This window comes from Bradyrhizobium sp. (assembly GCF_030697065.1).
Classification (GTDB): domain Bacteria; phylum Pseudomonadota; class Alphaproteobacteria; order Rhizobiales; family Xanthobacteraceae; genus Bradyrhizobium.
This window is the reverse complement of sequence record NZ_JAUYQU010000294.1, coordinates 33,532-56,475: the sequence shown is the minus strand read 5'-3', so window position 1 is coordinate 56,475 and position 22,944 is coordinate 33,532. Positions and strand designations below refer to the sequence as shown.

The following is a 22,944-nucleotide window of genomic DNA, read 5'->3' as shown; positions in this document are numbered from 1 at the left end:
AGCCTGCTGTCATGATCGACGGGCCGGACCAATGTCAAACGTAGTAAGCCTCCGGGCCGAGCGATATGCGCGGACATCGTCAGGACCGCCCCCGCCGGCCGTCGAAGAGGCCGACCTCACGCAGTTGCGCGCCCGGATCCTCGGCTTGCAATCGAAAGCGAAGGAGGAAATCCTTCGTTCCATCCTGTTACTCGACATCGCGGCACAGCACGCACGCCAGATCGCCAGGCGAACCGACGATGCTGCGGCGAAAAGCAGCCTCGGCGCCCAAATCAGCTTTATCGAACAGCTGCTCCAGAATGCCCGGGAGATGGCGCTGAAGCTCTAGGCCACCGAAACCGGCTCCGCGTCGTCGCAGGTGCTCTCCTCGGCCCAATCGCTGTCGGCCGAAAGCAACCGGCTCAAGATCGAGGTGGACAGGTTTCTCGCGACGGTCCGGGCGGCGTGAGCCCGGGCTACTGCAGGCCGGTATCGCCGCTGGTGCGCTTCTTCGCGAGATCCATCTCGGTCACCGCGATCAGGATTTCGGCGCGGGTCTTGAGGTCGGGGGCTTCCAGCATCGCCTGCTTTTCCGGCGCGCCGTAGGGCGACATCATCGCCAGCGCGTTGACCAGCGCCTCGTTGGGCGCGCTCTCGACGCCTTCCCAGTCGACCTTGAGATCGTTGGCTTTCAGGAAATCGGTCAGCACCGTCAGCAGCGCCTCGCGGTCGACCGCTTCCTCGCCCTTGCGCGCGGTGAAATCGTCGAGGTAGGGGAAATAGTCCACCCTGCATTGGCGGTAGGCGGTCAGCACCGTCAGCTCCTCGATCACCTTGAAGCGGGCGATGCCGGTGAGTTCGAGGATGTAGCGGCCGTCGCCGGCCTCGGCGAGCTGGGTGATGCGCCCGACGCAGCCGACCCGAAACAGTGCCGGCTTGGTCTCGTCGCGCGAATGGGCCATATCCGGCTGGATCATCCCGATCAGCCGGTGGCCGTCACGCAGCGAGTCGTCGACCATCGAAAGATAGCGCGGCTCGAAAATGTTGAGCGGCATCTGGCCGCGCGGCAGCAACAGCGCGCCCGGCAGCGGAAACACCGGGATCACCTCGGAAAGGTCGCCCGGCCCGCGATATTCGGCATTGATCGGCATGGGCGGTCCCGGTGTTCTGTATCGCTATGAAAACAGGATCGTCGACAGCCGCTTGCGCCCCTCGATGGTGGCTTCATCGGCCGGGCCCCAGGCCTCGAACAACTGCACCAACTGCTTGCGCGCGCCGTCCTCGTTCCACTTGCGATCCTTCTTGACGATGGCGAGCAGCTGCTCGGTCGCCTCGGCACGCTTGCCCGAGGCGTTGAGCGCGGTGGCGAGGTCGAACCGGGCCTGATGATCGAGCGGGTTTGCGGCGACTTTCTGTTCGAGTTCGGTGACCGGACCGACGGCCTTGGCCTGTTCGGCGAGGTCGATCGAGGCCTGCACCGCCTTGACCGCGGCGTCGTTGCGCTTGGCCTCCGGTACCATGGCGATGGTCTGCCTGGCCTGCTCGATGGCGCCGGTCGTGACGTAGCATTTCGCCAGTCCCGCCAGAGCCGGAATGCTGGTGGCGTCCACCGCCAGCACCTCGGCATAGATCTGCGCCGCGGTCGCGGCGTCGCCTTCGGCCAGCACTGCCTCGGCTTCTTTCAGGATCTCCGCGATATCGGGCTCGCCGGCGGCCGGCATGCCGGCGGTCAGTTTGTCGATGAAGGCGGTGACCTGGCTTTCCGGCACAGCGCCCATGAAACCGTCGGCGGGCTGGCCGTTGACGAAGGCGATCACGGCCGGGATCGACTGGATGCCCATCTGGCCCGGTATCGCCGGATGCTCGTCGATGTTCATCTTGACCAGCTTGACCTTGCCCTTGGCGGCGCGGACCGCCTTTTCGATGATCGGCGTAAGCTGGCGGCAGGGGCCGCACCACGGCGCCCAGAAGTCGATCAGCACCGGCTGGCGCTTCGATTCCTCGATGACGTCCTTTACGAACGTCTGGGTGGTGGTTTCCTTGATCAAATCGGGCACCGCCTGGGGCGCCGGTCCGCTGCCCTGCTCAATTATCGTCACGGGGATCCTCGTCTGATGTCTTTGGGATTTGGGGGCCATTCTAGCACGGTCTGCGCACCTAATTGGCCCCTGGGAGCTCAATTTGCAATCGGTGGAACCCGAACCACGGGCATTCGGGCGCAAATGCCGCGAATTGCCGCCGATCGGCCCTCGCCGGCCCGATTCGCGGCCTTTCCCGGCTTGCGCGGGCTGTTGCATTCACGGGCGGCATTTGGCATAGCTCTGCCCGTTGCCGGCGCGTGCGCCGCCAATCTCTCGGATGCGGGTGTAGCTCAGTGGTAGAGCACGACCTTGCCAAGGTCGGGGTCGAGGGTTCGAATCCCTTCGCCCGCTCCAGAATTTGTTGAATTGGCAAAGCGATACCAAACGACAAGCCGCCCTCGGGGCGGCTTTGTTGTTTGTGCCGGCCCGGACCTCATCCAATGGGTCGCGGCGGGCGGTCCATCCGCAAGGCGCGGTTCAGCGGTGACGCCCGGTTGCGCCTAGTGGCGGCGAACTGTCCATGACGAGCTGCCCTGGTTTGTGGGATGAATGCATTTGCGGCGCCGGAGGGAACATGCAATGACTTAACACCAGAGATTGCATTATGGATTTCTGATGCGGCGAGGGCAATGCCATGAGCCGAAACATCGTTCTGCTGTCCGACGGCACCGGCAATTCCGCCGCAAAAGTCTGGCGCACCAACGTGTGGCGCACCTTCGAGGCGATCGACCTGTCGAGCAACGATCAGGTCGCATTCTACGACGACGGCGTCGGCACGTCTTCGTTCAAGCCGTGGGCGATCCTCGGCGGCGCGTTCGGTTTCGGCCTCAAGCGCAACGTGGTCGACATCTACAAATTCGCGTGTCGCAACTATCGCGACGAGGACGACCGCATTTACGGTTTCGGCTTTAGCCGCGGCGCCTTCACAATCCGCGTCGTCATCGGCCTCATTCTCAACCAGGGGCTGGTGTGGGCGCAAGATGAGGCGGAACTCGACAAAAAGGCCCGCGCCGCCTACCGGGAGTATCGCCGCGAGCGGTATCATACCAAGTGGCGCATCGAGGATGCCTTCCGCTGGTTTCGCGACCTGTTCCTGCCGAAGGACTACGACAGGGCGAACAATCGCCAGGTGGCGAAGATTCGCTTTATCGGCGTATGGGACACCGTTGCCGCCTACGGCGCGCCGCTGGACGAGATGACGCGCGGCATCAGCAAGTACATCTGGCCGCTGGAGCTTCCCAACCATGCGCTCGACCGCACCCGGGTGACGCGCGCCTGCCAGGCGCTGGCTCTCGACGAAGAGCGAACCACGTTTCATCCGGAGCTGTGGAACGAACGGGTCGAGTCTCCCTGCCAATTCGACCCCGACGCGGCACGATTCATCAAGGACGAGCAGATCAGCCAGGTCTGGTTTGCCGGAGTGCATTCCAACGTCGGCGGCGGCTACCCGGACGATACGCTGGCCTACATTCCCTTCGTCTGGATGATCACCGAGGCGCAGCGTTGCGGCTTGAGGTTCAAGTCGGACGCCGTCCCGCCGCCGGCGCTGCCGGCGGATCCCGATACGTTCAAGAGCGCGATCTCGAAATGCGACAAGGATGGTCGCATCTACGATCCCCGCAAGGGGCTGGGCGGCTATTACCGCTACGGGCCGCGCAAGCTGGTGCAGCTTTGCAATCCCCAATACAAGAAGAAGGAAGACGACGAAGTCCTGATCGAGCGGCCGAAGATCCACGAAACCGTGTTCCGCCGAATTGACAATCGCGCTCACGCCTACGCGCCGATCGGCCTGCCGCCGACCTACGACGTGGTCAGGGATACCGGCGAGATCGTCACGCCGGATCGGTATGGCTTCGAGACCGACAAGGAAGCCAAGGCCCGGGCGGATAGCCAGGAACATGTCTGGAACGATATCTGGAAGCGCCGCATCGTGTATTTCGCGACGGTCGCGGCCACGCTGTGGCTGCTGGCGTTTCCCCTGCTGCGCTCGGCGCCCCGATCCGACGAGTATGTCAGTCCTATCCGCTGGGTATCCGATATCATCCGCGTCGTCGGCAGCTTCCTGCCCGCATTTACCGAGACCTGGATCAACGGATACGCACGCAGCCCCTTCCAGTTCCTGGCGCTGTTGCTGTTGGTGGCGGTGCTGATCTGGTTCGGGACCAAGATCGCGTCGCGGATATCCGACCGCATGGGTGCGATCTGGCGGGGAGTTCCGGCGGTGACGCCGGGTCTGCCGAACAACTGGATCTACCGGCTCCGCAGCCACCCGCGCTACATCGCGCTGCATCAGGGCTTGAAGCTCAGATGGGCCCCGGCTTTCTTTGCGGCGTTGTTCGTGTATCTCGGGGTCACCTTTGGGAGCCACCTGCTCTACAATGTTCAGGACGTTGCGGGATTTACCTGCAACGAAGACGGCGGGGCAACGGGCCTCGGCAGGGGTGAGGTTCGCGCGGTTGACTTCGTCGCCCTTGACCTCTGCAACAAGACCGCGATTTCCGTCGAGGCGGGTGCGAGATATCACGTCGAGGTCAAGGCGACCTCGGAGTGGAGCGATGGCGGCATCCCGACGCAACTCGGAGGATTCTACACCACGGACGCACCGGCCTGGTATCAGCGCGCGCTACTGATGCTCGCCGTTCCACTCCGCCGCGAATTGACGCGCCCGTGGTTTCGGCTGGTGCTTCGCTACGGCGCGACCGGTGGTGAGGAAGTATTCCTCGATCCGGATCCCGAGGATGGAACGATCGAAACCGTCATCCGGCCGACGCGCAAGGGCGAGTTGTTCATCTTCGTCAACGACGCGGTGATCGGCATTCCCGGGCTTTACGATGTCTTCTATCGGAACAACGAAGGCACCGGAAAACTGACGGTGACGCGGAGATGATGCCTGCCCACTGAACGTCATGCATCAGGGGCGGCCGCGCTGCAGTGGGACGTTGCCGCAATGCAGCGTGATGCAGAGGGCTTCAGGCTGACCCGACCGAGTAAGATGTCGTTCAATTTGCGTTCGCCAGACAATCGACGCAACGGACCCTTCTCACCCGCGGAGGATGTGCTAGCATTCCGCCGTCTGACCCACCTCGCAGACGCAAAAGTTCGTCTCTCGAAACGTTCAAGACAAACAAAATAAAACACGCGCAGCCGCATCGGCTGTTTAGGGGAGTGACGCGATGAAATCGGCCTTCAATCGATCCATTCTTGCGCTCGCGACGATTGCCCTTGTTGCGGGGGCCAGTCCGGCCGGCGCGCAGCAGAAGCCACTGAAGAAATACGATTCCGGCACCAAGGACTTCTGGTCCAATCCGCCGCCCGACTGGTTCCTCGGCGACGAGATCGAAGCCCAGAGGGGACAGGCGCCGCCGTCGGGACCGCCGACCGGCGCGTCGGACGCCGAACTCGCGGCGATGATGAAGAAGATAAAGCTGCCGGCGGGCTTCAAGATCGAAGTCTACGCCTCCGGCGTGCTGTCGGCGCGGCAGATGGCCTGGGGCGACAAGGGCACGCTGTTCGTCGGCTCGTTCGGCGTCGGCAACGTCTATGCCATCAAGGACAATGGCGGCAAGAAGGAGGTCAAGACCGTCCTCAAGGGCATGAAGATGCCGACCGGCATCGCGTTTCTCGACGGCGCGCTCTACGTCGTCGATATCGACAAGCTGATCCGGTACGACAACGCCGAAGCCAATCTCGACAATCTCGGCGCCGGCAAGGTGGTCTATGACGACATGCCGCCCTATATCCCGCACGGCTGGAAATACATCGCGGTCGACAAGGAAGGCTGGTTCTATCTGCCGTTCGGCCCGCCCTTCAACATCGGGCTGCCGCCGACCAGCCTGTCGCAGATCCGCCGCGTCGATCCCAAGACCGGCAACGCCGAACTGGTGGCGCTCGGCGTCCGCAACAGCGTCGGCGGCGACGTCGATCCGCGCAGCGGCAAATACTGGTTCACCGAGAACGCCCGCGACTGGATCAGCGACGAGGCCCCGAGCGACAAGCTCAACATGATCTCGAAGCTCGGCGAGCATTTCGGCTATCCCTATTGCCACCAGGGCGACATGCCGGATCCGAAGTTCGCGATGGGTCACAAATGTTCGGAGTTTACGCCGCCGGTGCTCAACCTCGGCGCCCATGTGGCTCCGCTCGGCATGAAGTTCTACACCGGCGACCAGTTTCCCGCCGAGTACAAGAACAACATCTTCATCGCCGAACACGGCTCCTGGAACCGGGCCAAATACCAGGGCGCGCGGATCAAGCGGGTGATCGTCGGGCCCGACGGCAAGAACGCCAAGGAAGAGATATTCGCCTCGGGCTGGCTCGAGGGCGACACGAACTATCTCGGCCGCCCGGCCGATGTCGTTCTGGCAAAGGACGGCTCGTTGCTCGTTGCGGATGACTGGGCCGGTGCGATCTATCGCATCAGCTACAGCAAGCCGTAACGGCGGAAAAGCCCAGGGCTGCGGTCTCCCGGGAACGGGTGGCCGCAGCTTTTTGTTGGTGACAATCGTCATTCCGGACCGCGAGTGTAACGAGCGGATCCGGAATCTGGAGATTACCAGCGCGAGATTCCCCGATGTGCGATTGCACATCGGAGGTTCGCGCTGGCGCGCGCCCCGGAATGACGAGCCGGGATTTTGGGACTGCGATCATGCACAAGTTCAAACTGCCGATAGCCTGCGTTATTGCCTTTGCATCGACCGGTATCGCAACCCACGCCGCCGACGTCGCCGCCGGCAAGCAGAAGGCCGAAATCTGCATCGCCTGTCATGGCGAAGCCGGCATCTCGCAGATCGAGAACATGCCCTCGCTGGCCGGCCAGCCCGACCAGTTCATTCAGTGGCAGCTGGTGTTCTTTCGCGCCGGCACCCGCAAGAACGAGCAGATGCAGCCGGTCGTCGATCAGCTCAGCAACGAGGATATCCGCAATCTCGGCGCCTATTTCGCCTCGCTGGCACCGCCGAAAGCGAAGCCGGACGACAACCCGGATCTGTCCGCCAAGGGCGCGCAGGCCGCCGCGGGCCGCCGCTGCACCGCTTGCCACACCGACAATTATGCCGGGACCAAGGCCATTCCCCGCGTCGCCGGCCAGCGCAAGGACTATCTTGCGAAGGCGCTGCGCGACTACAAGTCCGGCGTGCGATCCGGCGGCGGCATGGCGGCGATGGCGAGCGTCGCCTTCGCCCTCAGCGAGGAGGAAATCGAGGCGCTGGCGCATTACCTCGCGCATTTGTAGCTGACGTCCCCGCGAACGCGGGGCCCCCATACGCCGCGGCCACTCGAAGTGTGCGAACGTCCCGCTCAATAACCGCGCCCTGTGGTTATGGGTCCCTTGCGTTCGCAAGGATGACGGAACGACTACCCCCGCTGCTTTTCATACGCCTTCAGATGCGTATAGGCGATGCGCAGCCGCGGCACCGGCACTTTGGCGGCGTCGCCGCGCGCGATCAGGTCGCCGATCACATGGTCGGCTTCGACCGCAGCGCCCGCCTTGATGTCGCGGAACATCGACGCGGTCATCTGCGAACCCTCCGTGGTCAGCAGGCCCTTGGTGCGCTGGAAGAACGGGCCGCTCGGCGCATGGCCCTCGGCTGTCGCCACCGCGCTGCATTCATCCAGCATGCCGAGGATGAAATCCTTGCCGCCCGGCACCGCCAGGATATTCCCGACCGCGGTGCGCATCAGGCAGGTCGAGGCCGCCAGCGAGGCCAGGAACACCCATTTTTCCCACATCTCCTGCACGATGTTCTCGCTGGCGACGGAGCCGAGCTTGCCGCGCGCCATCACTTCGGCGATGGCGCGCACCCGGTACGAAAGCCCGCCGTCGCGTTCGCCGAAATTGAGCGACTGCATCGGTGCCAGCTGCACCACCTCGCGCGCCTCGTTGAGGGTGGCGGCGATCGCGCAGAGGCCGCCGAGCACGCGTTCGCGCCCGAACTTCCGGTCGAGCACATCCAGATGCAGCATGCCGTTGAGCAGCGGGATGATCGAGGTCTGCGGGCCGACCGCCGGGGCAAACGAGGTGATGGCGTCGTCGAGATCGAATGCCTTGCAGCTCAGCAATACGACGTCGAATTTTTCGGTGAGCCTGTCGGCCTGCACCGTCGGCGGATTTTTCAGGGTCACGTCGCCGTTCGGACTCCGGATTACCAGGCCGGCGCCGGCGAGCTCCGCGGCGCGGCGCGGGCGCACCAGGAACGTCACGTCGCAGCCGGCCTCCAGCATCCTGCCGCCGAAATATCCGCCGATGGCGCCGGCGCCGACCACGAGAATGCGCATGTGCCTGGGTCCTTTTTTTGTTGTTGTGCGAGAGCGACTGGCGCCGGATCTTGGATGATCTTTAACATTTCACCTGGCGTGCGCCAATCTCCCGCTCAACCCTCCGCCCGATCGGAGAACGCTAGCCTGACGATGTGATCGCGGATGTCGCCGGGCCAGCCGGCTATGAGCGCGACGAACCGCCGTCGATCATCGCCGAACAATGCCCGCGAGGCTTCCTCGAAGCCCGGCAGATTGCCCGCCATGGCGGACATGAAATGATAGGCGGCGTCTCTCGCCGCGCGGCTGCGATTGAGATCGCCGCTGGAGCGTCGCGCCGCTTCCACCAGCTTTCGCAGCGCCACCGATGCACCGCCGGGCTGTGCCCCCAGCCATTCCCAATGCCGGGGCAACAGCGTCACCTCGCGGGCCACGACCCCGAGCCTCGGCCGCCCGCGCCCGCGCGGCTCCGGCACAGACGGGTCTTCGGCCGACAATTGCGGATGCGAAGCGGGCTGCGGCAACCGGGCAATGATGTCGCGTTCGCTGCCCCGCAGATCCAGATCGAGGGGGCGGCCGTCGGCATCGTTGAAGATGAGGATGGTGCTCTCGGCGGCGCTCCCGGAGGCCCTCATGACGGCCAACGCGACCTCGGCCAGCGGACCGGAGGCCAGTCGCTCCTGCCCAATGAACGCGGTAACGCATGCGGGGGCGGCTTGAATCATTGGAAAACCTCGCTTTTTGACGGATTCAATTTACCCGGATAAATTACGATGTCAATATCACCCGGGTCTTATTGAATCGCCAAGTTCACAGCCCAACAGGTCCAATCGCCAACCCGCCGGCCGGCTGCTACGAAATCGATCGATCCCCTAAACGCACCGCCCCCGAGGAAACGCCATGCTCACCGTCCATCACCTCAACAATTCCCGCTCCCAGCGCGTGCTGTGGCTGCTGGAGGAACTCGGCGTTCCCTATGAAATCGTCCGCTATCAGCGTCAGCCGGACATGCGGGCGCCGGCGGAACTGCGCGCGGTGCATCCGCTCGGCAAATCGCCCGTCATCACCGACAACGGCAACACCGTCGCGGAGTCGGGTGCGATTGCCGAATACATCATCGACAGTTACGGCGAGGGCCGCCTGGTGCCGCCGCCCAAAACGCCCGAGCGGCTGCGCTATACCTATTGGCTGCACTACGCCGAGGGATCGGCGATGCCGCCGCTGCTGTTGAAGCTGCTGTTCACGCTGATGCCTAAGCGCGCGCCGGCCCTGCTGCGCCCGCTGGTGCGCAAGGTCTGCAACCAGGCGCTGACCGCGTTGGTCAATCCACAGCTCAAGCAGCACATGGCATGGTGGGAAAGCGAGCTCGGCAAAAGCGAGTGGTTTGCCGGCAATGAATTTTCCGCCGCCGACATCCAGATGAGTTTTCCGCTGGAGGCTGCCGCCGCGCGCGGCGGGCTCGAGCAGGGCCACCCCAAAGCCATGGCCTTTCTCGACCGCATTCACGCCCGTCCGGCCTACAAGCGGGCGCTGGAAAAGGGCGGTCCGTACACGATTGGACGGGGATAGTCTTTCCCCTCCCACCACACGCCCTTGCGTGGTGGGAGTGGAGAAGAGAAAGCGCGAGCTATCAGGCGGCGCGGATCTTGCCGAGGAAGCCGTTCACATTGGCCCGCAGTTTGTCCGACTGGCGGCTGAGATCGTCGGCGGCGGAAAGCACTTCCGTGGCCGCATTGCCGGTCTCTTCGACGGCCTCGTTGACGCCGGCGATATTGGTCGCCACGCCGCTGGTGCCTTGCGCCACCAGCTGGATGTTGTTGGAGATATCCCGGGTCGCGGCTCCCTGCTGCTCCACCGCCGCGGCAATCGCCGACGCGATCTCGTTCATCTTGCGGATGGTGCCGCCGATCGCCTTGATGGCCTCGACCGCGTTGCCGGTCTCGCCCTGAATGGCGGCGATCTGCGTCGAGATATCCTCGGTAGCCTTGGCGGTCTGATTGGCCAGCGCCTTGACCTCGCTCGCCACCACGGCAAAGCCCCGGCCGGCTTCACCGGCCCGGGCGGCTTCGATGGTCGCGTTGAGCGCAAGCAAATTGGTCTGGGACGCGATGTTCTGAATCAGCGAGACCACGTCGCCGATCTTCTGCGCCGTCTCGGCCAGGCCCTGGATGGTGGCGTTGGTGCGCTCGGCCTCGATCACCGCTGTGGAGGCGAATTCGGCCGACTGCGTCACCTGGCGCGAGATCTCGTTGGTCGAAGCGTGCAACTGCTCGGTCGCGGCAGCCACGGTCGACACGTTGGTCGATGCCTGATCCGAAGCGACGGCAACGGCGGTGGCCTGCCGGCCGGTTTCCACGGCGGTCGCCGACATGCTCCCCGCGGTCGCGTGCATCTCCGCCGAGGCGGAACTCAGAGTGTCCAGTGCCTCGCAAACCTGCTCGTCAAAAACGGCAATGTATCCTTCGACGGCAAGCTGCCGCTTCTGCTTCTGCTCCTGCTGCACGCGCTGTTCGGTCTCAAGACGGCGCGCGGTGATCGCATTCTCCTTGAATACCTGCAGGGACCGGGCGAGCCCGCCGACCTCATCGGCACGGTCGGCGCCCTCGATCTGGATGTCGAGATCGCCGTTGGCGAGCTTCGTCATCTCGCCTGTCATCGAGGCGAGTGGCCGGGAAATCTGATAGAGCGCGATCCAGCCGAGCACGCCGAAGGCGCAGATCAATCCGGCCGCCGCGCCGATGACGAGCCACGTCCTGGTTTGCGCGGCCATCGCCACGCTGGCGTCGCGCGCCTCGCGCATTTTCTCCACGTTCATGGCGATCAGCTTGCTGACCGCGCCGATGGCGACTTGGCGATGCTTGGCGGCCACGCCGCGTGAAAGCTCGAAAGCTTCCTTATCCTTGCCGGCGAGCGCGAGTTGGAAAACCTGGGCGCTCGCATCACGCCGTCCGGTGACGGCGGTGCGGAAGGTCTCGATCAGGGCGCGCTGTTCTGCTTCCTGGGTGATGGCCTCAAACCGGGTGATGGCGTCGAGGGTTGCGCCAGTCGCCTTGTCGTAAAGCGCGATATGGCCGTTTGCCACCTTTTCCTCGTCGCTGAGAATCACGTTCTTTTCGCTGATGGCGGCATTGTTGAAGGCGCTTTCGGCCTGCAGCGCGAGCTGGACCCGGGTGGCGTTTCCATCCACCAGCGCCGCCGCCGTGTCCGACAGCTGCGTTACCGCCAGCGACGCATAGAGCACGATCCCGATCGAGACGACGGCGACGATGGTCGCGGGAACGGCAATCTTGGCGAGAATGGCGATATTACGGAATCCCAAAAGCACGGCGGTTCTCCAACGTTCAGAAAACCGAGAATTAGAATGAAGACGTTAAGAACCTGCCGGTTGGGAGCACCGTAGTATTCCGGGTATCCTCTCGATCAGTCAGCGCGGGGTCGCGGCGATCACTTCGCGGACCAGGCGGGCAAAGCCGCTCATGTCGCCGGTGGGGTCGACGGAGTCGCCGAGCCGGACGATCACAAGGTTCTGCGTTGGCAGGATGACCACGCGTTGACCAAGATCGCCGGAGGCAAAGAACGCGTCGCGGGGAATTCCGAGCCCGACGCGGGCCCTGGCGTTCGGGTGTTCGCTGCGATTGGTCCAGAAGCCGGCGCCATAGTCGGTATCGAGGGTGGCGGCGGCCGACAGGGCCACCCAGTCCGCGTGCAGCAGGCGTCGGCCGCCGATCATGCCGTCGTTGAGATAGAGCAATCCGAAACGCGCCCAGTCCCGGGCGCTCGCGAGCATGTAGGCCGTTCCCTGCAGCGTGCCCGAGCCATCGAATTCCAGCGTTACGTTGCGCATCCCGAGCGGGTTGAACAATTCGCGCCACGCGAAGGCGAGCGTCTGCTCGGGGCCGCCGACCGAGTCGCGGATGATCCGGGCCAGCAGCTGCGTGGTGGCGCTGCTGTAGGCCCATCGCGTTCCCGGCGGAGCGATCAAGAGGGCCTTCGCCGCGAAGCCGGCCATGTCGCGCTGCAGATACACCATCTGGCTGGAAGGATCGAAGCCGGAATTGGTCTCGTCGAGCGCAAGGCCCGTTGTCATCCGCATCAGGTGCTCGACCTCGATCTGGCGGCGCGGATCGGTCGCCCCGCGCCATTCCGGGACCGGCGCCGGGAACGACGGGGTGACGAGGCCCTGCTGCGTCAGGACACCAATCAACGCATTGACGACGGACTTGGTCATGGAGAACCCGAGCAGCGGCGTATCGACGCCGATGCCCGCGGCATAGCGCTCGGCAATCACACGTCCGTCATGCACCACCACGACCGCCTTGGTCCGTCGAAACGGCGGCGCGGCGGGCTCCTCGAAGGCGCGATCGAGCGCCGCCTTCAGGCGGGGATCGGTCGGCTCGACGATGGCGGCGCCGGCAATCTCCGGCAGCAGCGGGGGATTCTTTGGTATCTTCAATGCGGCGATGTCGCTCCTGAGCAGATAGGGCGGTTCCGAATCATGCAGGAGCACGCAGCCGAATCCCTCGTGAAATGCCGCGCGGCTGCCGAACAACCCCGCCACCGACGCCTCGACGGTGTCGCGTTTCCGATCGAGCTGATAGGTCAACACCGAACGCAGCAGACGAATGCCGCCGCGGTCGATGGTCTCCGCGAACACCGTGGCCGGATCGAGCCCGGAGACGAAACTTTTCGAGCAGACGTTATGCGCGACGACGCCGGTGGCGACGCGGATGGCGCGGTCGGGACGAAACATCACGAGCGCCGCCGCGACCGTGGCCAGCACCAGCGCGCCGGCCACAACGCCGACAACGAGCTTCCGCCAAGCCACGCGTTCCTCCCCGCGACCGGATCAGTGCGTCTTCCGGGCTTCGCCCACGGAGGGTAGCGCCCTCACGCTGACGCCGGGCGGCGGCAAATCGTCGTCGGGTACGAAGAAATCCGACATCAGCGGCACCGACGCGTCGACCCGGTAATGCTCGAAGTCGCGCACGCCGCTTTCATACAGCACCTTGTCGTCGATGCAGAACTGCCCGGTGAACGCGCGCGACGGTTTGGTGAAAATGACATGGGCGGCGTCGCCCATGATCTCGGGGGTGCGGCTGGCGCGCATCATGGCGTCGCCACCGAGGAGATTGCCGACCGCGGCGGTGGCGATGGTGGTGCGCGGCCACAGCGCGTTGACCGCCACGCCCGCCGATCTCAGTTCGCCGGCGAGGCCCAGTACGCACATGCTCATGCCGAACTTCGCCATGGTGTAGGCGGTGGAATGCTCGAACCATTTCGTCTGCATGTCGAGCGGCGGCGACAGCATCAGGATGTGCGGATTCCCGGCCTTCTTCAGATGCGGGATGGCGTATTTCGACACCATGAAGGTGCCGCGGGTGTTGATACCCATCATCAGGTCGAACCGCTTCATGTCGGTGCCTTGCGAATTGGTCAGGCTGATGGCGCTGGCATTGTTGACGCAGATGTCGATGCCGCCGAATTCGGCGACGGTCTGGTCGATTGCCGCGATTACCTGGGCTTCGTCGCGGATATCGCACAGGACCGGAAGCGCCTTGCCGCCGGCGGCGCGGACCTCGTCGGCGGCGGTGTAGATGGTGCCCTTCAGTCGCGGATGCGGCTCCGCGGTCTTGGCGGCGATCGCGACATTGGCGCCGTCGCGCGCGGCGCGCAACGCGATCGCCAGCCCGATACCGCGGCTGCCGCCGGATACGAACAGCGTCTTGCCCTTCAGTGACGTCATGCTTCTCTCCTGTGACGGTCTTACTGCCCTGCGGCTTCCGCGCCACGGGTACGCGGATCGGGGGTGCCGAGCAATCCGTGCGGCGTGACGGCGATCGAATTGGCCGAGGTCTGGCCGAGCGGCTCGAGCACCTGATGCCCCCTCGACCGCAGCCCGGCCAGGGCGTCGTCGTCAAAACCGCGTTCGATCCGCACCACGTCCGGCAGCCATTGGTGATGCAGGCGCGGCGCCGCCACCGCGGTTGCGACGTCCATTTTGTAATCCAGCACGTTGACGATGACCTGCAGCACCGTCGAGATGATGCGGCTGCCGCCGGGCGAGCCCGTCACCAGCACCGGTCTGCCGTCCTTCAGCACGATGGTCGGCGTCATCGACGACAGCGGCCGCTTGCCGGGACCCGGCAAATTGGCTTCGAATCCGACCAGGCCGAAGGCGTTGGAGGCGCCGGGCGCCGCGGTGAAATCGTCGAGTTCGTTGTTGAGCAGCACCCCGGTGCCGTCGGCAATCAGGCCGACGCCATAGGGAAAATTCAGCGTATAGGTGTTGCTGACGGCGTTGCCGCGGCTGTCCACCACCGAATAATGCGTGGTGTTGCTGCTTTCGCGCGGTGGTGGCGGCGGCGTCGCCGACAGCGCATCGGTCCACGGCGTGGCGCGGTCGGGATCGATGCTGGCGCGCTGCTTGGCGGCATATTCCTTCGACATCAGCGTCGCCACCGGCGCGCTGATGAAATCGGGATCGCCGAGATAGCGCGCGCGATCGGCATAGGCGCGCTTCATCGCCTCGATCATGACATGCAGCGAGGGTGCGGCGCCCTGCTTCATGTCGGGCAGCGGAAATCCCTCGAGGATGTTGAGCGTCTCCAGCAGCACGACGCCGCCCGACGACGGCGGTGGCATCGAGATGATCTCGTAGCCGCGGTAGCTGCCGCGCACCGGCGCGCGAATCACGGGCTGATAGGAATTGAGATCGCCCGCCGTCATGATGCCGCCGGCGTCGCGAACGGCGGCCGCGAGTTTTTCCGCGACCGGCCCCTGGTAAAATCCGCGGGCGCCCTGCGCAGCGATGGCCATGAGCGTCGCCGCCAGATCGGTCTGCACCAGGGTGTCGCCTTCCCGCAGCGAGCTGCCGTCGGCGCGGGAGAATATCTTCGCCGAGGCCGGCCAGCGCGAAAGCCGCCGCGCGATACCGGGCAGCGTGTCGGCCATGTCGTCGGCAATGACAAAGCCGTCGCGTGCGAGTTCGATGGAAGGCTGGAGCAGGTCCGCCAGCGTGAACTGGCCGGAGCCGTACTTTTCCAGCGCCAGGGCCAGGCCGGCGACGGTGCCGGGCACCCCGATGCTGAGCGCCGAATCGCGCGACCTGGCGATGTCGGGCTTGCCGTCGGCGCCGAGGAACATGTCGCGCGTGGCCGCGGCCGGCGCGGTCTCGCGATAGTCGATGGCGATGGCCTCGCGGCGCTCCGCCGAATGGATGACCATGAAGCCGCCGCCGCCGATGTTGCCGGCGCGCGGATAGGTGACCGCCAGCGCAAACCCGGTCGCGACCGCGGCGTCGACCGCGTTGCCGCCCTGCCGCAGGATATCGGCGCCGATCCGCGCGCCGATTTTCTCCTGTGCCACCACCATGCCATGCTCGGCGGAAACGGCGTGACCCGCGCCGGCGGGAATGTATTCGCGGCGCTCCTGCGCGGCAGCCGGCAGCCCCAATGCGACAACCAGTGCGATTGCGGCGAACAGGCTGCGCCGTTCGGCTGTGAACGAAACCATCAAACCATCCATTTTGGACCGGGGATCAGCGAAATGACGCAGTCTCTTGCCGCCCCGAATGCTATATGAATTCCAGCGCGAAGGGCAAAACGCCTCTTCGTGATTCGGCAGAAGATCTCGAGCATGACCATCATTGCCCCGGCGGCGAGCATTGCGGATATCAAGGTCTATCCGCGCCGCGCCGCCGTCGTCAGCTGGATCTTCTTCGACTGGGCCGCGCAGCCCTACTTCACCCTGATCACCACCTTCGTGTTCGCGCCTTATTTCGCCACCCATGTGGCCTCCAACCCCGCCAGCGGGCAGGCGATGTGGGGCTTTGCGACCGCGGCGGCGGGGCTGGTGATCGCGCTGTTGTCGCCGGTGTTGGGCGCGATCGCGGACGCCAGCGGCCGGCGCAAGCCGTGGATCGCCGCCTTCGGCGCGCTGCTGGTGATCGGCTCCTCGATGATGTGGTTCGGCAAGCCCGGCGACCCCAGTGTGATTCCGGCGCTCTTGCTCGCCTTCGGCATCGCCACCATCGGCGTCGAATTCGCGATGGTCTTCAACAATGCGATGATGCCGTCGCTGGTGCCGCCGTCCAAGATCGGCCGATTGTCGGGCACCGGCTGGGCCACCGGGTATGTCGGCGGCATCGTCAGCCTGATCCTGGTGCTCGGATTTCTGGCGGCGGATCCGGTTACAGGGCGCACGCTGTTCGGATTCGCGCCGTTGTTCGGTCTCGATCCGGTGACGCATCAGGGCGCCCGCATCACCGGCCCGCTCACCGCGATCTGGTTCATCATCTTCGTGACGCCGATGTTCCTGCTGACGCCGGACTATCCGGCGAAGCTGCCGGTGCGCGTCGCGCTGCGCAAGGGCCTGACCGAACTGAAGGGCACGCTGTCCGAACTGCCGAAGCGCAAGTCGATGGCGGCGTTTCTGCTCGCCAACATGATCTATACCGACGGGCTGGTGTCGCTGTTCGCGTTCGGCGGCATCTACGCCGCCGGCACCTTCGGCTGGCACACCATCCAGATCGGCACGTTCGGGATCCTGCTCGCGGTCGCCGGCACGTTCGGAGCATGGCTCGGCGGCAAGCTCGACGACACGCTCGGGCCGAAGCGGGTCATCGCCGGCAGCACCATAGTGCTGCTGTCGTCGATCATCGGCATCCTGCTGGTCGACAAGGACTCGATCTTCTTCGTCAAGGTGGCGCCGCCGGTGCCGGGCGGCGCGCTGTTTGCCGGCGCCGCGGAGCGCGCCTATCTGCTGCTCGGCTGCCTGATCGGCATGGCCGGCGGCCCGCTGCAGGCGGCGTCGCGCTCGCTGCTGGTCCGCATGGCGCCGAAAGACCGCGTCGCGCAATATTTCGGACTGTTCGCGCTGACCGGAAAGGTCACGTCCTTTGTCGGCCCGTTACTGGTCGGCGCGGTCACCGCGATTACGGCCAGCCAGAAAGCCGGCATGGCGGTGCTGGTGATTTTCTTCGTCGGCGGCCTGGCGCTGCTGTCGCGGGTCAGGGAAGAATAGCCGTCATTCCGGGGCGCGCGTCAGCGCGAACCGGAATCTCGCGCGACAATCTCCAGATTCCGGGTTCATCGTGGAGCCTGTCATCGGGCGGCGCAGGCGCCGACCCGTTGGCGATGACCCGGAATGACAACCCATTCAATGCCGGAAATGCCGGACGCCGGTGAACACCATGGCGATGCCGGCATCGTCGGCGGCCTTGATGACTTCATCGTCGCGGATCGATCCGCCGGGCTGGATCACCGCGGTGGCGCCGGCCTCGATCGCCACCAGCAGTCCGTCGGCGAACGGAAAGAACGCGTCCGAGGCGACCACCGAGCCCCTGGTCATCGGCGCCGCCAGCTTCAATTCGTCGGCGGCATCCTGCGCCTTGCGCGCGGCGATGCGGGCGGAATCCACCCGGCTCATCTGGCCGGCGCCGATGCCGACGGTGGCGAGATCCCTGGCATAGACGATGGTATTGGACTTGACGTGCTTGGCGACGCGGAATGCGAATTTCAGGTCGCGCATTTCGGCGTCGGTCGGCGCGCGCCGGGTCACGACCTTCAGCGTCATGCCGTCGACCACGGCGTTGTCGCGGCTCTGCACCAGCAAGCCGCCGGCGACGGTTTTCGCGGTCAGGCCCACCGTGCGCGGATCGGGCAGCGCGCCCGCCAGCAACAGCCGCAGGTTCTTCTTGGTGGCGACGATGGCGATGGCTTCTTCGGTGGCGTCCGGCGCGATGATCACCTCGGTGAAGATTTCGGTGATGGCGCGCGCGGCGTCGGCATCGAGCGTGCGGTTCAGCGCGACAATGCCGCCGAAGGCCGACGTCGAATCGCAGGCCAGCGCCTTTCTGTAGGCGCTGACGAGGTCGGCGCCCTCGGCGACGCCGCAGGGATTGGCGTGCTTGACGATGACGACGGCCGCGGTGCGGGTGGCGTCGAACTCGCCGAGGCATTCATAGGCGGCGTCGGTGTCGTTGATGTTGTTGTAGGACAGTTCCTTGCCCTGCAACTGCCGCGCGGTGGCGACCCCGGGGCGCCTGTCGGGGGTGCGGTAGAACGCGGCCGTCTGGTGTGGGTTCTCGCCGTAGCGCAGCGCCTGGATCAATCGGCCGCCGACGGCGCGAAAATCCGGCGCGTCGGTCCTGAGCTCGGCCGCGAACCAGTTCGAGATCGCCGCATCATAGGCGGCGGTGCGGGCATAGGCCTTGGCGGCGAGCCGGCGGCGCAGGCTCAGCGTGGTCGCGCCCTGGTTGGCGGCGAGTTCGTCGAGCACCGCCTGGTAATCCTGCGCTTCCACCACCACGGCGACGTCGTCGTGGTTCTTCGCCGCGGCGCGGATCATAGCGGGGCCGCCGATATCGATGTTCTCGATGCACTCCTCGTAGCCGGCGCCCCTGTCGACGGTGGCCTCGAACGGATAGAGGTTGACCACCAGCAGGTCGATCGGCGCGATGCCATGCGCCTTCATCGCATCCGCATGCTCGGCATTGTGGCGGATCGCCAGCAATCCGCCATGCACGTTCGGGTGCAGCGTCTTGACCCGGCCGTCCATCATTTCCGGAAAGCCCGTCAGCTCCGAAACGTCCCTCACCGCGAGGCCCGCAGCCGCGATCGCCTTCGCCGTGCCCCCGGTCGAGACCAGTTCGATGCCATGGCCGGCCAGCGCGCGGGCGAATTCGATCAGCCCGGTCTTGTCGGAAACGGACAATAAAGCGCGGGTCACGCGGCGCGGATGGTCGGTCATGGGGGAGTTCCTGGCTGGTAAGCCAGCCGGGTAGCATGGTTTTACGGATGGCGAAACCAGCGAGGACCCGGTGTGGAAAACACTCTTGCGCCAGAGGACCAGGGGGCTGGCCGGGTACTCAACGAGACCCCGTCATTGCGAGGAGCGCAGCGACGAGGCAATCCATCGTGCAACGAGGAAGAAGTTGGATTGCTTCGCTTCGCTCGCAATGACGGCGCTTGAGCCTTCCTACAGCGGCAATTCCGGCTCGCGGCGCGCGTTGCGGCGGGCCGTGGTGGCCGAGGCCGAGGTGGTCGATCGCACGAAACTCCAGCGGATCGAGGCCGCGTGGCGGGATTCCTGCCGGATCACGATCTGGGCGGTGCGGCGGGGGCCGTCATTGCCGGCGAGGAACACGCTGTCCTCCAGATCGACCTTGTCGTCGAGCGCCTCGAAGGTCCAGACGTCGCGGTTCGGCAGCACCAGCATGACGCCGCGGGCGTCGGAAAGCCGGCTCGCCTTGACCGCGGGATGCAGGTGAAAGCGCAGCGCGTAATCCGTCTCGGCGCCCTTGATCCGGCCGCCCGGCGCCGGCGACAGCGTATCCTCGCCGTCGAGCCTGGAGCCATCCTGCGCCACCATCAGGACCCGGCGGTGCACCACGCCGAACCGCGCCAGATAGCCGTCATGCGAGGTCGTCAGCAGCACGCCGTTGGCGACCATTTCGCGATAGCTTTCGACATTGGTGGGGCCGCTCACGACGGGCGCGCCGCGCAGCAGCCGTTTCATCGCCGACAGCTCGACGAACTGGCAGGACGAGGTGTCGTGATAGGTCAGGGTGGAGTGCGCGGGGGTGCCGCGCGCGAAGGCGCGCCAGTTGTCGCGGCCGGTCGAGGGCATGCCGCAATTGGTCACGATGCGGCTCAGGCCCGACGACAATTCGAACGACAGGCAACCGGCATGGGCGTCGTGGCTGACGCTCGGCGGCGGCGGCGGGCCGGTGTCCATGATGATGGTCATGGCGCCGGCATCGAGCCGCTGAAAGCCGGTATGCGGCATGTGCGCCATCGGCGCGCCGTGGGTGTCGTCATAGGCCAGCAGCGTCGCCAGCAGGTCGGACGGCGCGCTGCTCATGCCGTTGAACAGCGCAAAGCTGCCGTCGCCATGGCGGAAGAAACGCAGCATCGGCATCATGCGGTCGATCGCGTTCAGCAGCGCCGGCGGCGGCGCGATGTTGCGGGCCGCAAAGGTCTGCCGCAGCGGCAACAGGTCGATCAGCAGTTCGATCAGCGCGCCGGGATTGCGTGAAAAGTGCCCGCCATCGGGCAGGATCTGGCGCTGCAGTTCGTCGGACAGTTTTCGGGTGGCGGTGCGGATATGCCGGGCCTGGTTGGCGAGGCAGAGCGAAGCGTAGCACAGCGCGATCAGCACCTGCAGCCGCGGCACGCCGTCGGGAATGTCGAGCATGGTATAGCGCAGGTAACGGATCTCGCGGGTCAGTCCGCGCAGATAGCGCCGGTAGAATTTGCCGTCGGTATCGCCGAGCACCAGCGGCGCCTGCGACAGCAGCGAGATAACGCGGCGCGCCAGCACGTCGGCGCGGCGGCCGACGCTGCGCTTCTGCGCCGGGTTCGAAATCCAGTCGTCGACCAGCGAACGCGCATTGGCGCGGGTCAGCGCGGTGTCGGCGGCGCGCAGATGACGCAGCCATCCGAAGCCGAGCAGCGCCACTTCCCAGTCTTCCGACGGCGGCTCGAGGTCGAAGATCGAGCGGCCGTGGCAGGTCACGATCTTGCCGGCGAAGACGAAGCGGCCGGCATAGATCTCGGCGGCGCGGGTAGCGTCGGCGGTGCGCAGATCATGCGGGGCGATGATCAGCCGGTCGGTGCGGCCCGGCCACAGCCGCGACACCGCCACCGAGCCGCCGCTGACGCGCGAAATCATGTTCCGCGCGAAGCGGCCCATGATCAGCGTCGAGATTCGTCTGCGTTGAGCGACCGACACGCCTTGCCTTGATCGGGAGAATTAGATGCGAATCCTTTTAGTCCGGAAACGCTGCCAAGACACCACCTTGAAAAGCTGCGAATCAGCGCCGGATTACGAAAATGGGGTGCAAAATCAGGATTTAACCAATCGGGCGGCATAAAAACCGTCGAGACCGCCCAGGCGGGGGTCCTCATGCGGCAAATGGCAGGGCAGGGTGCGTAAATCGCCGTCCGGGCTGAGGATTTCCCCGAGGCCGGCGACCTCGCCGGGGTCGATCGGGGCGCGGCGCATGGCCGGCTCGGCGGCCAAAAGCCCCGAAACGGCCTGCTCGCCTTCCTCCGGCTCCAGCGAGCAGGTGCAATAGACCAGCGTTCCGCCCGGCTTCAGCAGCGCGGTCGCCCGCTGCAGCAACCGCTTCTGCAGCGCCATCAGCGCGCCGATATCGGCTTCCTGGCGCAGCCAGGCCACGTCGGGATGGCGGCGGATGGTTCCGGTCGAGGCGCAGGGGGCGTCGACCAGGATGCCGTCGAAGCCTTCGCTTTTGTCTTCGCCAGGATTTCCGCCCTGCCATTCGGCGGCGTCGGTCACCACGGTTTCGGCCGCCAGCGCCAGCCGGGTCAGATTGTCGCGGAGCCGCGCCATGCGGCCGGGGGAGCGGTCGACCGCCGTGACGATGGCGCCGGCATGGATCAGTTGCGCAGTCTTGCCGCCCGGGGCGGCGCAAAGATCGGCAATGCGCTTGCCTGCGATGTCGCCGAACAGCCGCGCCGGCAAGGCGGCGGCAGCGTCCTGCACCCACCACTGGCCATCGGTGAAACCCGGCAGCATTTTCACCGAGCCCTGCAGCAGCGTGCGCACGCTTCCCGTCGGCAGCGTTTCGCCGTGCAGCCGGGTCGCCCACTGCGCCGCATCGGATTTCACGGTGATGTCGAGCGACGGCTCGTGGCTGAGCGCGACAGCGATTTCCCGCGCAGTGGTCTCGCCATAATGCGCGATCCAGCGCGCCAACAGCCATGGCGGAACGTCCAGCGTCTGCGCCTTGACCTCCTCGATCAGCGCTGGTCCCTCGCGCGCGCAGCGGCGCAGCACCGCATTGACCAGCCCGGCATATTTGGCGGCGCGCCGGTCCGACTGCACCAGCCGCACCGACAGGTCGACCGCGGCGTGGTCGGGAACGTCCATCCAGAGAATCTGGGCAGCCCCGATCAGCAGCGCGCTCTGCGCGCGCGGGGCGTCGGTCGGAATGCCGCGATCCAGCAGCCGCGACAGCACATGGCCAAGCGTGCCGAGCCGCCGCAGGATCGTCGCCACCAGCCGCCGCATCAGGGCGCGGTCGCGATCGGGCAGCGTCTTCAGTCCGGGATGGGCTCCGGCGCCGTCGAGCTGATCGTCGAGGGTCCGCTGCTTGTGCAGCACGCCGTCGAGAATATCCGCCGCGATCCGCCGCGCCGCGAGGCCAGGCACTTCGGACGGCAGGGCGAATCTTTGAGGAGGCATGGAGCGGAATTATCTCGGAGAACGGAAAGGAACGGCGGTTCGACGGGACTCGGCGCATGCCCTCGAAACGACAGCACCTCTGACATGCGAATATGCCAAATATAAGAATCGCCTTCATGATTTCACAGTTCGGGTGTGAGCTTTAATCTCTAAATCTTGAACCGAGCGGGGGGACCGAGCCGATGGCTGGAAATGCCGACACCACCGACGGGCCGCCGCCTGCGACCGCCGCATCATCGGGGCAACGCAAGCCGCTGCCGCCGGCGGCCCAGCGCGCGCTGGCCGAGGCCGAAGCGCGCCGGCAAGCCGCCGCAGCCGACGCCAGGCCCGCGCCCAGGGAATTGCAGGGCCCGAAAGGTCCGGAACCGACCCGCTACGGCGACTGGGAGAACAAGGGCATCGCCTCGGATTTTTGATCCGG

The 22,944-nt window shown here is 65.6% G+C and carries 18 protein-coding genes and 1 tRNA gene; 8 read left to right on the top strand and 11 right to left on the bottom strand.

Translation table 11 applies throughout. The annotated features are described in order from the left end of the window. Positions 1 to 124: 124 nt before the first annotated feature. Positions 125 to 328, top strand: a complete 204-nt coding sequence (locus Q8R73_RS23430) for a hypothetical protein (RefSeq protein WP_305721920.1) — start codon at positions 125 to 127, stop codon at positions 326 to 328. A gap of 127 nt (positions 329 to 455) precedes the next feature. Here the strand turns inward: Q8R73_RS23430 and Q8R73_RS23425 are convergent, their stop codons facing one another. Together Q8R73_RS23425 and trxA are read right to left on the bottom strand one after the other, a co-directional pair. After that, positions 456 to 1,130 (bottom strand): LON peptidase substrate-binding domain-containing protein, encoded by a 675-nt coding sequence (locus tag Q8R73_RS23425; protein ID WP_305721919.1) that lies wholly within the window; start codon positions 1,128 to 1,130, stop codon positions 456 to 458. Between the two features lie 24 nt (positions 1,131 to 1,154). Then, on the bottom strand, positions 1,155 to 2,078 hold the full coding sequence (gene trxA / locus Q8R73_RS23420) for a thioredoxin (protein WP_305721918.1): 924 nt from the start codon (positions 2,076 to 2,078) through the stop codon (positions 1,155 to 1,157). Positions 2,079 to 2,339: 261 nt separating this feature from the next. Here trxA and Q8R73_RS23415 point away from each other — a divergent pair. The 4 genes from Q8R73_RS23415 to Q8R73_RS23400 all read left to right on the top strand — a co-directional run bounded on the left by Q8R73_RS23415 (position 2,340) and on the right by Q8R73_RS23400 (position 7,290). Further along, positions 2,340 to 2,414, top strand: a tRNA-Gly gene (locus Q8R73_RS23415). Positions 2,415 to 2,694: 280 nt separating this feature from the next. Further along, entirely contained in the window at positions 2,695 to 4,947 is a 2,253-nt protein-coding gene (locus Q8R73_RS23410; RefSeq protein ID WP_305721917.1) for a DUF2235 domain-containing protein, read from the top strand. Positions 4,948 to 5,233: 286 nt separating this feature from the next. Beyond that, entirely contained in the window at positions 5,234 to 6,496 is a 1,263-nt protein-coding gene (locus Q8R73_RS23405; RefSeq protein ID WP_305721916.1) for a sorbosone dehydrogenase family protein, read from the top strand. Positions 6,497 to 6,705: 209 nt separating this feature from the next. After that, the gene (locus Q8R73_RS23400; protein WP_305721915.1) at positions 6,706 to 7,290 is read left to right on the top strand and encodes a cytochrome c; all 585 of its coding nucleotides are present in this window, start codon (positions 6,706 to 6,708) and stop codon (positions 7,288 to 7,290) included. A gap of 122 nt (positions 7,291 to 7,412) precedes the next feature. Here Q8R73_RS23400 and panE read toward each other — a convergent pair whose 3' ends face one another. Next, positions 7,413 to 8,333, bottom strand: coding sequence for a 2-dehydropantoate 2-reductase (gene panE / locus Q8R73_RS23395; RefSeq protein ID WP_305721914.1), 921 nt, complete (start codon positions 8,331 to 8,333; stop codon positions 7,413 to 7,415). Positions 8,334 to 8,428: 95 nt separating this feature from the next. Next, positions 8,429 to 9,037 (bottom strand): DUF2239 family protein, encoded by a 609-nt coding sequence (locus tag Q8R73_RS23390; RefSeq protein ID WP_305721913.1) that lies wholly within the window; start codon positions 9,035 to 9,037, stop codon positions 8,429 to 8,431. 175 nt (positions 9,038 to 9,212) lie between these two features. Between Q8R73_RS23390 and Q8R73_RS23385 the strand changes: the two genes are divergently transcribed. Then, complete coding sequence (locus Q8R73_RS23385) at positions 9,213 to 9,881, top strand: glutathione S-transferase family protein (protein ID WP_305721912.1); 669 nt, start codon at positions 9,213 to 9,215, stop codon at positions 9,879 to 9,881. Between the two features lie 61 nt (positions 9,882 to 9,942). On the opposite strand, the gene Q8R73_RS23380 is transcribed toward Q8R73_RS23385, so the two are convergent. The 4 genes from Q8R73_RS23380 to ggt all read right to left on the bottom strand — a co-directional run bounded on the left by Q8R73_RS23380 (position 9,943) and on the right by ggt (position 15,824). After that, positions 9,943 to 11,637, bottom strand: coding sequence for a methyl-accepting chemotaxis protein (locus Q8R73_RS23380; RefSeq protein ID WP_305721911.1), 1,695 nt, complete (start codon positions 11,635 to 11,637; stop codon positions 9,943 to 9,945). Positions 11,638 to 11,736: 99 nt separating this feature from the next. Beyond that, a complete protein-coding gene (locus Q8R73_RS23375) occupies positions 11,737 to 13,137 on the bottom strand; it encodes a serine hydrolase (protein WP_305721910.1) in 1,401 nt (466 codons plus the stop codon). A 21-nt stretch (positions 13,138 to 13,158) separates the two neighbouring features. Then, complete coding sequence (locus tag Q8R73_RS23370) at positions 13,159 to 14,055, bottom strand: NAD(P)-dependent oxidoreductase (RefSeq protein WP_305721909.1); 897 nt, start codon at positions 14,053 to 14,055, stop codon at positions 13,159 to 13,161. 20 nt (positions 14,056 to 14,075) lie between these two features. Then, positions 14,076 to 15,824 carry a gamma-glutamyltransferase gene (gene ggt, locus Q8R73_RS23365; protein ID WP_305721908.1) on the bottom strand — a complete coding sequence of 583 codons (1,749 nt, stop codon included), beginning with the start codon at positions 15,822 to 15,824 and terminating at the stop codon, positions 14,076 to 14,078. 123 nt (positions 15,825 to 15,947) lie between these two features. Between ggt and Q8R73_RS23360 the strand changes: the two genes are divergently transcribed. Continuing rightward, the gene (locus Q8R73_RS23360) at positions 15,948 to 17,333 is read left to right on the top strand and encodes an MFS transporter (RefSeq protein WP_305721907.1); all 1,386 of its coding nucleotides are present in this window, start codon (positions 15,948 to 15,950) and stop codon (positions 17,331 to 17,333) included. 135 nt (positions 17,334 to 17,468) lie between these two features. Here Q8R73_RS23360 and purH read toward each other — a convergent pair whose 3' ends face one another. From purH to Q8R73_RS23345, 3 genes are all read right to left on the bottom strand, one after another. Then, on the bottom strand, positions 17,469 to 19,061 hold the full coding sequence (gene purH, locus Q8R73_RS23355; protein ID WP_305721906.1) for a bifunctional phosphoribosylaminoimidazolecarboxamide formyltransferase/IMP cyclohydrolase: 1,593 nt from the start codon (positions 19,059 to 19,061) through the stop codon (positions 17,469 to 17,471). Between the two features lie 228 nt (positions 19,062 to 19,289). Then, positions 19,290 to 21,005, bottom strand: coding sequence for a heparinase II/III family protein (locus Q8R73_RS23350; protein ID WP_305721941.1), 1,716 nt, complete (start codon positions 21,003 to 21,005; stop codon positions 19,290 to 19,292). A gap of 153 nt (positions 21,006 to 21,158) precedes the next feature. Beyond that, positions 21,159 to 22,523 carry an RsmB/NOP family class I SAM-dependent RNA methyltransferase gene (locus Q8R73_RS23345; protein WP_305721905.1) on the bottom strand — a complete coding sequence of 455 codons (1,365 nt, stop codon included), beginning with the start codon at positions 22,521 to 22,523 and terminating at the stop codon, positions 21,159 to 21,161. Between the two features lie 182 nt (positions 22,524 to 22,705). On the opposite strand from Q8R73_RS23345, the gene Q8R73_RS23340 reads away from it, so the two are divergent. After that, the gene (locus tag Q8R73_RS23340; RefSeq protein WP_305721904.1) at positions 22,706 to 22,939 is read left to right on the top strand and encodes a DUF1674 domain-containing protein; all 234 of its coding nucleotides are present in this window, start codon (positions 22,706 to 22,708) and stop codon (positions 22,937 to 22,939) included. Positions 22,940 to 22,944: the final 5 nt, after the last annotated feature.